The sequence below is a fragment of the Paraburkholderia sp. SARCC-3016 genome (assembly GCF_031119615.1).
Classification (GTDB): Bacteria; Pseudomonadota; Gammaproteobacteria; order Burkholderiales; family Burkholderiaceae; genus Paraburkholderia.
In genome coordinates this window covers 19,170-33,952 of the sequence record NZ_JAVHZD010000013.1, presented here as the reverse complement: position 1 = coordinate 33,952, position 14,783 = coordinate 19,170, and the positions used below count along the sequence as shown (strand labels likewise).

15 protein-coding genes are annotated in these 14,783 nt (G+C 63.3%); 5 read left to right on the top strand and 10 right to left on the bottom strand.

Annotated features, from left to right (window positions below; all coding sequences use genetic code 11):
* The first annotated feature begins 117 nt into the window (after nt 1-117).
* The 5 genes from QYH69_RS14625 (at nt 118) to QYH69_RS14605 (ending at nt 5,184) form a co-directional block, all read left to right on the top strand.
* Nucleotides 118-1,173, top strand: coding sequence for an ABC transporter substrate-binding protein (locus QYH69_RS14625; protein WP_308832584.1), 1,056 nt, complete (start codon nt 118-120; stop codon nt 1,171-1,173).
* A 36-nt stretch (nt 1,174-1,209) separates the two neighbouring features.
* Nucleotides 1,210-2,472, top strand: coding sequence for an ABC transporter permease (locus tag QYH69_RS14620; protein ID WP_374992421.1), 1,263 nt, complete (start codon nt 1,210-1,212; stop codon nt 2,470-2,472).
* A gap of 29 nt (nt 2,473-2,501) precedes the next feature.
* Nucleotides 2,502-3,347: an ABC transporter permease gene (locus QYH69_RS14615; RefSeq protein WP_308832582.1), complete on the top strand. Its 846-nt coding sequence runs from the start codon at nt 2,502-2,504 to the stop codon at nt 3,345-3,347.
* Between the two features lie 452 nt (nt 3,348-3,799).
* On the top strand, nt 3,800-4,441 hold the full coding sequence (locus QYH69_RS14610; RefSeq protein ID WP_308832581.1) for a response regulator transcription factor: 642 nt from the start codon (nt 3,800-3,802) through the stop codon (nt 4,439-4,441).
* Entirely contained in the window at nt 4,438-5,184 is a 747-nt protein-coding gene (locus tag QYH69_RS14605; RefSeq protein ID WP_308832580.1) for an Hpt domain-containing protein, read from the top strand. Before QYH69_RS14610 ends, QYH69_RS14605 begins: the two co-directional genes overlap by 4 nt.
* A gap of 4 nt (nt 5,185-5,188) precedes the next feature.
* Here the strand turns inward: QYH69_RS14605 and QYH69_RS14600 are convergent, their stop codons facing one another.
* From QYH69_RS14600 to QYH69_RS14555, 10 genes are all read right to left on the bottom strand, one after another.
* Nucleotides 5,189-5,689 (bottom strand): lytic transglycosylase domain-containing protein, encoded by a 501-nt coding sequence (locus tag QYH69_RS14600; protein WP_308832579.1) that lies wholly within the window; start codon nt 5,687-5,689, stop codon nt 5,189-5,191.
* A gap of 275 nt (nt 5,690-5,964) precedes the next feature.
* Nucleotides 5,965-6,819, bottom strand: coding sequence for a pilus assembly protein (locus tag QYH69_RS14595; protein WP_308832578.1), 855 nt, complete (start codon nt 6,817-6,819; stop codon nt 5,965-5,967).
* A complete protein-coding gene (locus tag QYH69_RS14590) occupies nt 6,816-7,166 on the bottom strand; it encodes a DUF192 domain-containing protein (RefSeq protein WP_075159151.1) in 351 nt (116 codons plus the stop codon). The genes QYH69_RS14595 and QYH69_RS14590 overlap by 4 nt, the downstream gene beginning before the upstream one ends.
* Nucleotides 7,167-7,171: 5 nt before the next feature.
* Nucleotides 7,172-8,050, bottom strand: coding sequence for a type II secretion system F family protein (locus QYH69_RS14585; RefSeq protein ID WP_374992417.1), 879 nt, complete (start codon nt 8,048-8,050; stop codon nt 7,172-7,174).
* A 3-nt stretch (nt 8,051-8,053) separates the two neighbouring features.
* On the bottom strand, nt 8,054-8,902 hold the full coding sequence (locus QYH69_RS14580; protein ID WP_308832577.1) for a type II secretion system F family protein: 849 nt from the start codon (nt 8,900-8,902) through the stop codon (nt 8,054-8,056).
* 10 nt (nt 8,903-8,912) lie between these two features.
* Nucleotides 8,913-10,940, bottom strand: coding sequence for an ATPase, T2SS/T4P/T4SS family (locus tag QYH69_RS14575; protein WP_308832576.1), 2,028 nt, complete (start codon nt 10,938-10,940; stop codon nt 8,913-8,915).
* Between the two features lie 21 nt (nt 10,941-10,961).
* The gene (locus tag QYH69_RS14570; RefSeq protein WP_308832575.1) at nt 10,962-12,641 is read right to left on the bottom strand and encodes a pilus assembly protein N-terminal domain-containing protein; all 1,680 of its coding nucleotides are present in this window, start codon (nt 12,639-12,641) and stop codon (nt 10,962-10,964) included.
* A 29-nt stretch (nt 12,642-12,670) separates the two neighbouring features.
* Nucleotides 12,671-13,756, bottom strand: coding sequence for a Flp pilus assembly protein CpaB (gene cpaB, locus QYH69_RS14565; RefSeq protein WP_308832574.1), 1,086 nt, complete (start codon nt 13,754-13,756; stop codon nt 12,671-12,673).
* A gap of 25 nt (nt 13,757-13,781) precedes the next feature.
* Nucleotides 13,782-14,003, bottom strand: coding sequence for a hypothetical protein (locus QYH69_RS14560; protein ID WP_308832573.1), 222 nt, complete (start codon nt 14,001-14,003; stop codon nt 13,782-13,784).
* Between the two features lies 1 nt (nt 14,004).
* Nucleotides 14,005-14,781 carry a hypothetical protein gene (locus tag QYH69_RS14555; protein WP_308832572.1) on the bottom strand — a complete coding sequence of 259 codons (777 nt, stop codon included), beginning with the start codon at nt 14,779-14,781 and terminating at the stop codon, nt 14,005-14,007.
* Nucleotides 14,782-14,783 lie beyond the last annotated feature (2 nt).

The window sequence follows — 14,783 nt, the reverse complement described above, 5'->3', positions numbered from 1 at the left end:
ACGCAGCCGAAAACGCAGCAGTAAATGCACTGCAAACGCGGCTGCAAGCGGCAAAGCCATTGATCGCATTCACGTAAGACCCTGTCAGGCAGACCATCAATAAGCGAGGAGGTCATCATGAAAAAAAGCGGGCAAGCGCGCAGTGCAGTTGCGATCGGTGTCGCGGCATCCGTTGCCGTATTCGTTGCCGCTCACGCAGGCGCGGCGGAATTGACGGTAGTGAATTTCGGCGGCGCAAATGGCGATGCGCAAAAGGCCGCATTCAACCAGCCGTTCGAAGCCAAGAGCGGCGCGAAGGTCACGGCGGTCGAATACAACGGCGAGCAGGCCAAAGTGAAGGCGATGGTCGAGGCGAAGCACGTGAACTGGGATGTCGTCGAAGTCGAATCGGGCGACCTCGGCCGCGGCTGCGACGAAGGCCTCTATGAAAAACTCGACTGGTCGAAGATCGCGAAGAAGTCCGACCTGATTCCCGAAGCGCCGCAAACTTGCGGCGTCGGCATCTTCGTCTGGTCGACCGCGCTGGCGTACAACGCGGACAAGCTGAAGACGGCGCCGGCGAGCTGGGCGGACTTCTGGGACGTAAAGAAAATTCCCGGTAAGCGCGGCATGCGCAAAGGCGCGCGCTACAACCTCGAGTTCGCGCTAATGGCCGACGGCGTCCCACCCAAAGACGTGTACAAGGTGCTCGCGACGAAAGAAGGTCAGGACCGTGCGTTCAGGAAGCTCGATGAACTGAAGCCGAATATCCAGTGGTGGGAAGCGGGCGCCCAGCCGCCGCAGTTTCTCGTGGCCGGCGACGTCGTGATGTCGACCGCTTATAACGGCCGCATCGATGCCGCGCAGAAAGAGGGCAAGAATCTGAAGGTGGTGTGGAACGGCAGCATTTACGACCTCGATTATTGGGCGATGCCGAAGGGCACGCCGAACAAGGCGCTGGCCGAGCAGTACATCGCCTACACAATCTCGTCGCAGCCGCAGCAGGAATACGCAAAGCACATCGCTTACGGACCCGTGAACGAGGCGGCGATCAAATCGCTCGACGCGAAGACGCTCGCGAATCTGCCGAATTCGCCGAGCAACGGCAAGAACGCGGTGCTGCAGAATCTGACGTTCTGGACGGACCACGGCGATGAACTCGAACAGCGGTTTGCGTCGTGGGCGTCGAAGTAGTTGACGGAATAGACAAGGGCTGAAGGCATGACGACAATCACGATCGCCGCGGATTCGACGCCTGAATCCGCGGGCAGGCTCAAGCGCGAACTCAAGGCCGCCGAATCGCGCAAGCGCGTGATGGCGCTATTGCTGATCGCGCCGCTTGCGATTTTCCTGCTGCTGATTTTCGTCGTGCCGATCGGCGCGTTGCTGACGCGCGCCGTGCAGAACCCGGAAATCGCTACGGCCTTGCCGCGCACAGGCGCCGCGCTGCGCGACTGGGATCTGAAGTCGCCGCCTGGCGACGCGGCCTACGCCGCACTCGCCGCCGACCTGACCGTGGTCGCCGACGGCGATGCGATGGGCGCGCTTGCGCGTCGGCTCAACACCGAAATACCGGGCTATCGTTCGCTCGTCGCAAAGACCGCGCGCGCGATGCCGCTCGTCGACGACGCGGGCCATGCGCTGCCGGCCGCGCAGATTCGCGCGAAGATTCTCGAAATCGACGATCGCTGGGGCGACGTCAGATACTGGCACGCGATTGCGAAGAACGGTGGCCTGTATTCGCCGTTCTACCTGCTCGCATCGCTCGATCACCGGCAGGATGCGTTCGGTCACATCATGCCGACCGATCCCGATCAGCAGATCTACCTCGCGGTGTTCGCGCGCACGTTCGTGATCGGCTTCGTGGTGACGCTTTGCGCGCTACTGCTCGGCTATCCGCTCGCATACTGGATCTCCACATTGCCGGAGCGCCGCGCGAATCTCGTGATGATTCTCGTGCTGATTCCGTTCTGGACGTCGATACTCGTGCGCGTTGCCGCATGGATCGTGATTCTGCAGAACGAAGGCCTGATCAACAAGGCGCTGATCGGTAGCGGACTGATTCACGATCCGCTTGCGCTGCTCTTCAATCGCGTCGGCGTGTATATCTCGATGACGCACATTCTGCTGCCGTTCATGATTCTGCCGCTCTACAGCGTGATGAAGTCGATTCCGCCTTCGTACCAGCGCGCGGCCATTTCGCTCGGTAGTCATCCATTCGCGGCATTCTGGCGTGTCTACGTGCCGCAAACCTACCCTGGTGTCGGCGCGGGCGCTTTGCTCGTGTTTATTCTCGCGATCGGCTACTACATCACGCCTGCGTTGCTAGGCGGTCCGAACGACCAGATGGTCAGCTACTACGTCGCGTACTTCACGAACGTGACGATCAACTGGGGCATGGCCTGTGCGCTCGGCGCGCTGTTGCTGGCCGCGACGCTCGTGCTGTATGTGATCTACGGGCGTTTCACGCGCTCGCAAGTCAGCCTCGGTTGAAGGCTCGAAACCCACGGGAAACTGCCGCGATGACGACGAAATTCGCCAAACCGATGTTCGCGCCGCACACGTCGCTAATCGAGCGCGTGTGGTACTTCACGTTGCGCGTGCTTGCGGTGCTCACGCTGCTGTATCTCGTGCTGCCGGTGCTGGCGATCGTGCCGCTGTCGTTCTCGTCGAGCACGTTTCTCGTCTATCCGATTCCAGGCTGGTCGTTGCGCTGGTACCAGAACCTGATCGCCTCCGACGAATGGCGGATGGCTGCCAAAAACAGCTTTATCGTCGCGCCTTCGGCAACCGTGCTTGCGACGGTGCTCGGCACGCTTGCCGCGATCGGTCTCACGAAAGCGAATTTTCGCGGCAAGGCGTTGCTGATGGCGGTGCTGATCTCGCCGATGATCGTGCCCGTCGTGGTGGTCGGCGTCGGCATGTATCTGTTCTTCGCACCGCTCGGGCTCGCGAACACGTATGCCGGGCTCATCATGGCGCATGCGGCGCTTGGCGTGCCGTTCGTCGTGACGACGGTCGCCGCCACCTTGCAGGGATTCAATTTCAACCTCGTGCGCGCGAGTCTGTCGCTAGGAGCGAATCCGCTGCAGACGTTCTTTCGCATCACGCTGCCAGTCATTGCGCCTGGGGTGATCTCAGGCGCGCTGTTCGCGTTCGCGACGTCGTTCGACGAAGTCGTCGTCACGCTGTTTCTCGCGGGCGCCGACCAGACGACGCTGCCGCGCCAGATGTTCACGGGCATTCGCGAGAACATCAGCCCGACGATTGCTGCGCTCGCCACCATCCTGATCGTCTTTTCGACCTGTCTGCTGCTCGCGCTCGAGTGGCTGCGCGGCCGCAATGCGGCGCGCGCCGTACGCGAGTAAGTCGCGCATCCTGGCGCACTGCTCCGCCCGTTTTTTCCCTTTCCCTATGTTGCGCTCGCTAGCGTCGCTGAGGCGGCGGCTAGCCGAACCGCATTTCCGATCGCATTGCTCGCTCGCTGCCCGTGCGCGTCCGTATGCGCATGCTCATGCTCTGCGAAATTTCAATACCTGACGAATCCGACAACACGCCGGGAAATTTCCTGGACTTTGAGCGCGTCAACCTGTTTATCCTCGAACCTTCGTGAAAACGGCAACGCAGACGTAGGAAACAATGAAGGGGCGACCGCACTTGTGACACATAGGTGATGCATAAAGCATCGGGCGGGTAGCAATGAATCTTTATGACCGCCCACCGGATGGCGCGTGATAAACATTCGGGTCTACGGATAGCGTGTCATCGCGGTCTGGTCGGATCGGATGATTGATAAAAAGATAATTTGGAGAACAAAGTCATGACTATGGTTATGATCGTGGACGATCACCCGGCATTGCGTCTCGTGATCAAAACGCATCTGACGCAGGTAGCCAACATCGAAGACGTGGTGGAGGCGGGAAACGGCCAGGAGGCGGTTGAACTGACGCGCCAGCATTTGCCCGACCTCGCCATTCTCGACCTCGATATCCCGCGTATCAACGGTCTCGACGTGATTCCGCGTCTGCGGCTTGCACATCCGCACATCCGCGTCATGATCCTGTCGGGCCACGATACGCCGACGTTCGTGCAGCGCGCGGTGCGCGCCGGGGCGCAGGGTTTCGTCAGCAAGACACAGGACATCAGCGAGATCGTGCGCGGTGTGGAGGCGATCCTGTCCGGGTACAGTGTTTTTCCCGTGACGTCCGGCAAGATCGTTGCACCGCTGGCCGGAGAGTTCAGCGAGCACGCGAGGCTCGACCTGCTATCGGACAAGGAACTGATTGTTTTGCAGATGCTCGCGAAGGGCATGTCGAACAAATTGATCGGCGAGGCGCTGTTCATCAGCAACAAGACGGTTAGCAGCCACAAGACACGCATTCTGCAAAAGCTCGGCGTGGACACGCTCGTCGATCTCGTCGATTTTGCCCGGCGCTGCGGCATCGCATCGACACAGCAATGATGGACCGGTATCGCGAATGCGGCGAGCGTATGCCGCTCGCCGAAAGACGTGCGGTTCCGGCCGGCGGCTATGTGCCGCAGTCGCGGCGCGTCGATGCGGTCCGCGAACCGTTTGCATGCGGTGAAGTCGCGGAAAGCGGCCAGCGGGCGGTGCGGCTTGCGTTGCTGACGTGCGACCCGCAGCAGATCGGAACGACGCTCGCGCGTTCGGGCATCTCATCCGATACCCACGACATGCGATTTGCGTTCCTGAAGGACCGCGAGCATGACACGCTTGTCGCCGAGTTGAACGGCATGTTCGCCGACGGCTTGCCATGGCCGCTCGTCAATGGCGGCACGACGGCGCAAGGACGCTGCGCGGTCGTGCTGATCGCGAGCGACCGCCGTTCGCTGAAAGCGCGAGTCGACACGCTTGCCTGCGGCGACGACGCAATCGCGTGCGAGTTCATGCGTATCCTGATCGATACGAACCGCGATGCGTTGGCCTCCCTCCACGATGCGGCGCGCGGCGCGCGATGGACCGAATTCGGCAAGGTTGCGCATCGGCTCAATGGGTCGCTGAAGCTGATTCGCTGCGGCAATGTCGTTCGGCTTGCGTCGCGGATGGAGCAGTCCGCGCTGTGCGGCGACGCGGTGAAAGCGCGCGCGATATTGCCGGTTTTCGCGAGCGTCGTGCAAAGCCTCAACGCGGTGATGGAACAGATGCTGGGGCGGCCCAGCCGAAGTCCGATGCACGGCTGCTGAAGCATCAGCGGCGGCGGGCGCCGGCGTCGGCGGTTTCGACGGGCGGTGCCGGCGAGCGCTGCGTGTCGGAAGCCGCGCGACCCGATTGCGTGCGTAGGGCCAGCACCGCCTGCCGGTAGCGCTCGTATTGCTCGATCACGCGCGGCACGTATTGCTGCGTTTCGCGGTAAGGCGGAATGCGACCGTTAAAGCGGCGCACGGCTTCCTCGCCGGCGTTATACGCGGCGAGCGCCAGCTCCAGATTGCCAAATCGGGCTAGCAGTCCGCGCAGGAAGCGCGCGCCCGCTGCGATATTCTGCCTCGCGTCGAATCGGTCCGCAGCACCGTATAGCCGGCCCGTCGCCGGCATCAGCTGCATCAACCCTGCCGCGCCTTGCACGGACAGCGCGCGCGCATCGCCCGCCGATTCGACGTCGATGATCGCCATCAGCAATGCGCTGTCGAGGTCGACCGCACGCGCGGCTTCCTCGACGAGCGGGAACAGCACCAGGACCTTATCCTTCACGCCCGTTGCGCGTCGTGGCGTTTCGAACTGAAGGACGAGCGATACGCTTTCGTGCACATCATCGGAAGCAATGCCGGCGCGAACGATACGTTCATCTGCGTGATCTTCGACAGCGCCGCCAATCATCATGATGACGCGCGACGTGTCGCCGCGTGGCTCGGCGCGCGCGCTTGCCGCGCTTTGCGACGCGATGGCTAGCGATGCGCATGCCGTTATCGCAGCGCTTGCGAGTCTGGTGCGAAGCGGCGCGCTTCGTGCGCGACGGCGTTGGCGCATCATCTGCGCATGCGGACGGGCGCCGCCGCGTCCGCCGGCCGCGCCAACGAATCGGTGTCGTGCGCAGCCTCGGCGCGAAACGGCGATTGCATGCGCACGATCGCTTCCGATTCGAGCGCAAGCGGCCAACGGCTCGTCGCGATACCGTCGGCGAGCCGGATTCGACAGAGCGTATCGGGCCGCCGTGGCGCGCCGAAAACGTCGCCTTCCGCATCGGCGGGCTCGCGCGCGAAGAGACCGTTCGGCGCAACGTTGCCGATCACATTGACGGCGTAGTACAGCACCTTGTTGACGAGCGGCACATACAGGTCATAGCAGTAATGCACACGAATCTTGAGCAGGTTCGCATCCTGAATGCCGACGCGCGAGCGCATGCCGGGCGACGGATTGCGATACATCAGCGTGTCGTTCGGAATCTCGACGTGGCTCACGCCCTCCGCCGGGTAGAAGCGCGGTCGCGCGAAGTCCGAGCTCATTTCGCGCGTGGGGTTCACGATCGTGATCGAACTGAACCGGGCCGCATCGATTTTCGCGCGCTGCAGCGCGGCTTGCATGCCGTCGCCATCGGCGCGGCGAGCATGGAGAGGGGCGAGGCCTCGAGCGAGGCCGTCTTGCATCGCGGCCATCGAACCATGCGAAACGGCGCCCGCCCGCACGGCTTCGAGCGTCGCGACGTCGAGCGTGGCCTTTGCCTGGTACAGCAGTACGAACTGCACCATTGCAAAACAGAAAAAGAGCAGCAGCGGCGCGATGACGATGAATTCGCTGATCGCCTGCCCCCGTTGCGCGCGCAACGAACGCGCTTCCTGCTGCGTGATGCGCAGCGGCGCCGGGCGCACTTTGCACCCGTTCATGCGTAAACCTCGAGCCCAATGCAACTGCCGGTTTTGATCGACAGCACGTCCGCCATGCCGGCCGACATCTCGAGCGTGCGCTTCGCGCCCAGGCAAAACAGCATACGAGCCTGGGGTACGCACCGATGAATGGCTACGACGTGCCACTGCCGGTCGATGAACAGCACGTCGATCGGAAATCCCATGCCGAATGTATGGACCGAGCGGCAAGGCACGAGCAGCAGCGCTTCGTCGGTGGCAAGGCGCTTGTGACCGAGCAGCCCGCGCATGCGGTCGCGCATCGACGCAGCCGTCGAGACGCGAATCCCGCAAGCGTGCCCGTCGATCGTCAGAAAAGAACTTTTCATGGATCTCAAAGCAGGCCCTCCTGAATGAACTTCATCGCAATCGGAAAGCCGAGGACGATAAACGTGACCGGGAAAATAAAGACCAGCAGCGGGCACACGAGCTTGACGGGCGCTTCCATCGCCTGCTTTTCGGCACGCTGGAAGCGCTCGGCACGACGCTGCTCGGACTGGAACCGCAGCGTCTTCGCAAGGCCCGAGCCCATGCGCTCCGCCTGCACGATCGCACCGACGAGGTTCGAGACTTCCTTGATGCGCTGACGCTCGTCGAAGCGCCGCAGCGCATCGGTACGGCTCAACCCGGATTTCAGATCGCGCAGCACGTGTTCCAGCTCGCGGCGCAATGCGCCATCAGGGCCTTTCTCGACCGCTTTATGCAGTGCGCCGTTGATGTTGAGCCCGGCTTCGACGGCCAACGTCAGGAAGTCGAGATAGATCGGCAGATGGCGCTGAATCCTGGCGATATGCCGCCGCCGCACTTCGCGCATCCATAGACGCGGATAACCGTACCCGAGCAAGGCGAAGACGGCAGGCATCCACCAGCAGAGCAGGTTGGCCGCGGCGGCCAGCAACGAACCGCCGAACACCGCGCTGGATGCAGAGATCAGCGACAACGCAATGAATTGCCGAGCGTTCATCAGAAACGATAGCGACGTCAGGCGCAATTGCGTTTCAGTGCGTTCGACAAGTGCTGCACTGAAGTACGGCGCACCGTGGTGCGCAACGAAGTTCACGAGCGGCCAGACGACTCTGAGCAAGGGCGGCAGCGGATCGAGCCACGCACGATCTTCGTTCGGCACCGCGCCCGCCAGATCGCGAAACGAGCACAGCAGAAGAAAACTGGCCAGCGTGATGCCCACGCCGGCGATGATCGAAATGACAAGCATGATTTACACGTCGATGCGAGTGATACGGGAAATCGCCTGATAGCCGAGGAATTCCATCACGGCGATCACGGCGAGCGTGCCCCATCCAATCGGCTCGCTGAAAAGCGGGGCCATGGCGGCCGGCTCCATGAAACGCAGCACCGCCATCAGAAAGAGCGGCAGACAGGTCATCACGATGCCTTGCATACGGCCTTGCGACGTGAGGGCCCTGATCTTGCCTTCCATTTGCAGCTTCTGTTGCAGTGTTCTTGCGACCGATTCGAGCGCTTCGGCGAGATTGCCGCCTACTTCGCGCGTAATGGTGACGGCCGCGGTGACCATCAGGAAGTCGGGCACGGGAATGCGCGCCTCGATGTTGCGCATCGCGATGTCGAGGTCGATGCCGAGCCGGATTTCGCGCATCAGCAGTTCGAGTTCCTGCGAAATCGGCGCGCTGGTTTCCGCGACCGTGCTTTCGAGCGCGATCGGAAAGCTCGCACCGGCGCGCAGCGCGCCTGCCAGCATCAGCAGCGCATCGGGCAACTGGCGTTCGAGCGTTGCAAAGCGTCTGTTCCGCATCCATTTGAGGTAGCGCCTTGGAACCGTCAGCGCGGCCGGCACCGTTGCCAGCGCAACGATCGCGCTGCCGCTCAGCACGAATGCGAGGCAGGGCAACAGCAGCATTGCAAGCAAGGTCCATCCGAGCACGCGCTGGCGGTTCACGAATACGAATGCGTCCGCGAGCGACTGTTCGACATCGCGCGCGACGCTTTGCGTGCGCTGCGCGAGCGCGGTACTGCCGGCACGCGCGAGCAGCCAGATCGAAGCGAGGGTACCGGCGAACGTCATTGCGAGAATGACCATCAGGTTCATGGCGATCCCTTCATTCGTTGCGCGTGAAGATGTCTGTGTTCACAGCAATGCTTCGGCGTAACAGGTCCTGATAGAAGTCGGGTATGTAAGCGGTCGGGACGAAATCGCCTTGAATCCGGCCGTTCTCGCCGAAGCCCGCTTCGCGAAACACGAACACGTCCTGCAACTGGATCACGCCCGATTCCATACCGCTGACTTCGGTGATGTGCGTGACGCGCCGGGAACCGCACGAAAAGCGCGATTGCTGGACGATGATGTCGACGGCCGAACAGACCTGTTCGCGAATCGCCTGAACGGGAAGGTCGAGGCCTGCCATCAGCGTCATCACTTCGAGGCGCGCAATGCAGTCGCGCGGCGAGTTCGCATGCGCGGTGGTGAGCGAGCCGTCGTGGCCGGTGTTCATGGCTTGCAGCATATCGAGCGCTTCGCCGCCGCGGCATTCGCCGACGACAATCCGGTCCGGCCGCATCCGCAGACAGTTCCTCACGAGGTCGCGGATCGGGATCGCGCCTTTGCCTTCCATATTCGCTGGGCGTGCTTCGAGCGAAACGAGATTGGGCTGCGAGAGCTGCAGTTCCGCCGCATCCTCGACGGTGACGATCCGTTCGTCATCCGGAATATAGCCGGACAGTACGTTCAGCAGCGTGGTCTTTCCCGAACCGGTGCCGCCCGAAATCACGATGTTCGCGCGCTGGCGCACGGCAGTCTGCAGGAATTCGAGCATATCCGCCGACATCGACCCGAACGCGATCAGATCGGCGCCGGTCAGCGTGCGGCGCGAGAACTTGCGGATCGTGATGCTAGGTCCTTTCAGTGCGAGCGGCGGGATGACCGCGTTGACGCGCGAGCCGTCCTTGAGCCGCGCGTCGACCATCGGCGAGCTTTCGTCGATACGCCGGCCGATCGGTGCGACGATCCGTTCGATCGCGCCGAGCACTGCCCGGTCGTCGGTGAAGATCACGGGCGAGCGGGCGAGGCGCCCGTTCTGTTCGACGAAAATCTCATCGTGGCAATTGACCATGATTTCGCTGATGCCCGGGTCGGCAAGCAGTTCCTCGAGCGGGCCGAGCCCGATGATTTCGTCGAAGACGCTTTTTCTGAGCGTTCTGACATCGATATCGCTGCGACGAAATGCCAGGTCGTTCGCGAGGATTTCATCGAGTGCGTCGCCCACCGTGGTACGCAACTCTTCGTCGGCCATCCGCGACACATTCAGACGCCGAAGATCGAGCGCCGCGATCACTTTCATATGCGCGAGCTTGCGCAGTTCGACGCCGGCCGCGCTGTTGATCGACGCGAGCGCGGTTGCGTCGGCGGGCTGTGCAGCGGAAGGCTCAGTACGGGACGAGGGCGCCGCCGCACCGATGCGCGTGGTAGCCGGTTGCGGCAAGACCGGTTCGTGCGGTGCTTCCAGCGGCGGCGCCGGAAAGGGAGAAGCACCGGGAACGCGCGTTCCATATGACGGCGGTCTGCGTGCGAGTTCGGTTATCGATGCCTCTGCCGCGTCACGCGTCGTACTACCCACATTCGACGCATCGCCCGTCTCACCCGTTATCGGGCCGCGAGTCGGGAGCCCGGGCATATCGGCCTGCTCCGCTGCAACAGCGGGCCTTGCCGGTGCATGCACGGTCGCTTGCGAATGGTCGACAGCGAACGAAGCCGGCACATCCGCGCGCGTTGCATCGGCTTCGGCGAGCGGTTTGCTTGCAGGCGGCTGCGCACCGGCCGCGCAAGCGGGTGCCGACGTCCGTGTGGCGGAACCGATTCTGATCACGGTCGAGCCGATCTCGATCTGGTCCGTCTCGCTGAGCGGACCATAGCGGACCACCGGCGACCCATTGACGAGCGTGGCGACAATCCCGCCGTGATCCTCGAGATACCACGCATGGTATTCGCGCACGAGGCGTGCATGGACCTTGCCGATCAGTATGCCTTTGACGATCACGTCGCAGTCGGGACGCTTGCCGATCGTACAGCTGCGTTCGATTTCGATCGTCCGCACCGGCGCGTTTCGCGTATGGATCTGCAGCTTCAGCATGATTGGGCTCCGTGAAATCGCTCAGTGGCTTTCGTTTGCCGGCGCCGCGGGTATCAGCATCGACGCAGTGGACGCCGCGGGCAGGTCGGATGCACTCAGTTGCGCGTTGCGTATCAACGTCGCTTCAGCGAGGCCGATTGGCGTGGCGGAATGGATTTCCGTTTGCGCTTCTCCTGTTATCGGAGGCGCGATTTCGTCCGCGGGCTTGACCGGAGTCACTATCGCCGTAGGCAAACGCGCGTCGTGTTCTTCGATCTGCGTCAACGGTGCAGGCGCTGGTGCAACGTCCGGCGCGCCAGGCATGATCGATAGAGGCGCTCGTCCGTCGCCGTGCGTGTTCGGTACTGCCGGCGCTGGGGCCGGGCCCGCGGCATCGCCGAGCGGACTCGGATTGCCGAAGTGCTCGCGATAAAGACTCGCGCCCTTGTCCGAGCGCGCGAGCAGATCGGTGTTCGGCGCGCGCGTCGGGTCCGAAATAAGCGGCGTCACGAATATGACGAGGTCGCTTTTTTTCGAGCGAAAACTGTCCGAACGAAAAAGCTGGCCGATGATCGGCAACTGCGCGAGAAACGGCATGCCGTTGGACGCATCGAGTGCGTCCGCGCTGACGAGTCCCGAGATCGCAATCGTTTCGCCCGCGCGCAGCGAAATGTCGGACGTCGCACTGCGTGTGAGAAATCCCGGGAAGCCGCCGTATGAAACCGACGGGTCGATCTGACTGATCTCGGTCTGCACGTTCGCCGAGATGATGTTGTCCGCGTCGACGACGGGCTTGATTTTTAGCTTGATCCCATACGGCTTGTAATCGACATCGGTGGTGCCGAGCGCGCCGGCCTTGGGAATCGGCACTTCCCCACCGGCCAGAAACGTGGCCGTGCCGCCGCTTTTCGCGTTGAGTTCAGGCGCGGCCAGAATATATGCGTCGCCCTTGTTGATCGCGAAGTTGATGCGCGAGGTCAGCGAGCTCGCGAGGCCAGCGAAAAAGAAGTTCGCGCCCGGTACGCTGCTGCCCGCGAACCCCTGACCGGTCAGTTGCGGCCCGTTGAACTGGCTGTCCCACGCAATACCGAGCTCGCGTTGCCCCGTGCGCGTGATTTCCATGATCTGCACCTTGAAGTGGACAGTCTTTTTCAACGCGTCGCCTTCGTCGATCGTCGTCGTATCGATCACGTTGTTCATGTCGGCGATCGCGACTTTGACCACGGGCGCCATATCGCGGTGCACGGCGCCCGCCAGCACGATATTCGGCCCCACCGTCTGCACGCGCAGTCCCGGTACGGCGGCCAGTACGCTGCGCAACTGCGCCGCGGTCGCGGTTACGTCGCTTTTCGCGATGCGCACGGTGGCCTGCAGCGCGACGCCGTTGCCGTTCCAGACGACGAGCGAGGTCATCCCGGCGTTTTCGCCAAGCAGCATGAGCTTGCCGTCGACGACGTTGGCGGTGATCAGCTTCCCGTTGCCGATCGCGATACGTTTGATCGTGCCGGGCACGTCGAGCATTCTCACTTCGCCGCGATACATCTCGAGCATGCCGTCGACGGCCGCATCGGTCGCGACATCGCGCGTGGCGGCAGGCGCCGGGTCGACCGCGGCATGCGCGGCGCCGTAGACGGCCAGTGCGTACGTGGTGCCGAGCAGGAGGTGAACGAACGCGCGGCGCAACGTCGTACGGCTGGCCGCAATGCAGTGACTTACTTTCATCTGAAATCCAAAGCGTGTGTGGAGGTGCTTTAGTTCGAATTCGGCGCGTTGCGCGAGTTGTGTTGCTGAAGCTGCCGGGCGATTGCGTTGGCCTCGTCGTAGAGGCTCGCGGGCGCGGCGGCCGGTTCGGAAGGCGGCGCATCGGCAACGGGCAGGCGCGGCGTTGCGGCAATCGCCGGCGCGCGTTCGTCGGCCATGGAGCCGGACACGCGTGTCGTCGAACCGGACGCGCCGCCGCCCGTAATGATTTCGACGAGCGATGCGTCGCGCGACGTCGCCGCGGAGGACGGGAACAGATCGCTTTCGGCCAGCTTGACGGGCAATTCCGTTTGCTTGTCGTCGCTATTGCGCAAGATCAGACGCAGTGTGCCGACGCGCTGCGCGAGCACAAGCCGGGCCGCGTCCGCCGACGGCACCTGCACGGTGACGGTGCTGTAGTTCGTGTTCGCGCGGCCGCCGTCGGCGCTGCCTTGTGGACCGGCGGCGTTGCCTTGTGGACCGTCGGCGCTGCGCGGGCGCACGTCCTGCCCAGTCGCGAGAATCAGCACGTCGGGCATCAGCAACCGGACGATCCTGCGTTCGTCGGGCTGACGCGACGTGCCGGCTGCGGCATCGAGACTCATGCCGACCCAGTAGACGTCGACGCGATTACCGGGCCGCAGCATCGAGGCAGTCGAGTTGACCGTGTCGATCTCGAGCGTGAGCGCCCGCTGTCCGACGGGCAGGATGTCGGAGAAATCGCGTCCGCGCAACGCGTCGATATCGGCGGTTCGCAACGGCCGGCCATGCAGGACGGGACGCACGAGCTTCGATGCGCGATAGGCGTCGAAGTCCGCGACGCGAATCATGTCGTCATAGACGAGGTCGGGGGCGATGTCGCGCGAGACGAAGTCGCTGCTCGAGAGCGGCGTGCCGGCCGGCACGTCGCGATTCGGCACGACCACCGCCACGCCGGCGCGTGTCCGTCTGCCGGACATCTCGGCTTTGAGCCGCGCTTCGCGGTCGGCCAGATAGTGATAGACGAAGAAAGTTAACAGCGCGGCAATCGACACCGCGAAGAACAGCACGACCCACGCGTTGCCGAATAACGAACGAAATCTGATTTTCTTGAGCATGACGAATCGAATGGATGCAGATGCATCAGGGAAGCGAGAGCGCGAAGCTGTATGCGCCGAAATACGATTTGAGCGCGGCGATCAGCGCGGCGACCGGCGGCAGTTCGGAGCCGTACAGCAGCGCGAGCACGAGTGCACTCGCGACGACGAGATACTCGGCGCCGGCCTGACCGTATTGCCGGCAGGGCAGCGCGGCGCGGCCGGTACGGCTGGACCGGTCTCCGCGGAAGCAATGATGTCGTTGCATGTCAACGAATCCTCGTTAGGTGAATGACGGCTTGCGTGGCGCCGTTGCCGCTGCCGCCGGAGAAGACGGCGTCGATGCGGTCGCTGCCGCGCTGCATCGCGATGGCGGTACCGGCAACCTGCTGGGCACCGTCGATCGCGCCATCGTCGGCGCCGTTCGCCGTGCCGCTTACGGCATAAGCGGGCGCGATCGCAATTGCGCTCCAGCCTTGCGCCGCGAGCATGTCGCTATAACGCCGCGCCTGTTGCGCCGCATCGCCGGTAACGCGCACGATCGATGTGCGTCCGGACTGTCCCGGGTCGCGGCTTTCGACGTCCGAGACGCGCGTTGCGCCTGGCGGCAGCGGTATCGCTGCGTCGGGGATGTGGTGCGTCGTATCGCCTCCGGCGAGACGCATGACGCTCATCAGGCCTTTCGCGTGCGGACCTTCGCGCACGGGGGCGACCTGCAGCACATAGTGGCAGGGGCCGTCGAGCGCGCTGAGCAGCAGACCCGACGATTCGAGACGCGCTTTCGCCGGTACGCCTTCGCGCGTCCAGAACGCGCGGAACGCGTCGGATACCTCGTGGGCCGACCCGGTGAACTGCAGATCGAAAACCGTCGTCGGAATGCCGTCGATCAGCATGTCGTGGCCGATAACCTGGACGCGTTCGGGTTGAACCGGGATCCGCTCGCACTGTGCCGCCGCCGCGTGCGGCAACGGTGCGCACAGAAGCGCGGCGCAAAGGCCGAGCCGGTTCGTCACGCGGCGCGACAGCGGCTGAATCAGGAAACACATGG